This is a genomic window from Enterococcus sp. GPZ-007 (assembly GCF_059374735.1).
Genome location: NZ_JCAFYN010000114.1, coordinates 1 through 568 on the forward strand (window position 1 = coordinate 1; position 568 = coordinate 568).

1 pseudogene is annotated in these 568 nt (G+C 41.9%); it reads right to left on the bottom strand.

The annotated features are described in order from the left end of the window. Nucleotides 1-490, bottom strand: a pseudogene (locus AC4J95_RS21120) (IS21 family transposase); the annotation flags it as partial. Nucleotides 491-568 lie beyond the last annotated feature (78 nt).

A 568-nucleotide genomic window follows, 5' to 3' on the forward strand; every position in this document is an offset into this window, starting at 1 on the left:
CTGCAAAGCCTGCATTACTAAAAGGGAAACTCATTACTAAAACTTTGACATCCTTGAAGGCTCCATCATGACAAACTTCCATTGTACCAAAGTCGAGTTGTGCTTCAGCCGGAGGATGTTCTAAACGTTCAAACCCATGGTCTTCATTACCTTCAAGGTAATGAGTAGCTTTCCAATCTTGGATAAAAGCACAAACTGTTCGATAGGATCCAGGGAAGCCTTCTGCCTTGAGGTCTAGGGTCATTGCTTCAGCTGTACGTCTTTTTTTCTTGGGCAATTTTGCGTCTTCAGAAAGCCAAAGGGCAACGATGCCACCCCATTTTTCGACATACATCATACCAGTTTTTTTACGAATTTTTGATTGTGGGATCAGATCTTCGTCGGCATATTTTTTGGCGGTGCGCCAATTGATATCCAGCTCCTCTGCAATATGATTAATGGATTTATCGTGATTATTCCGTAGATTTCTGATAGTATTGATATCGGTCATTGTGAGCATACCTTTCTTACCTCCAGTTACAGTGTCGAGACTATAACTTTAGAGGAATTTCAGGTCGCTCGCAATGGC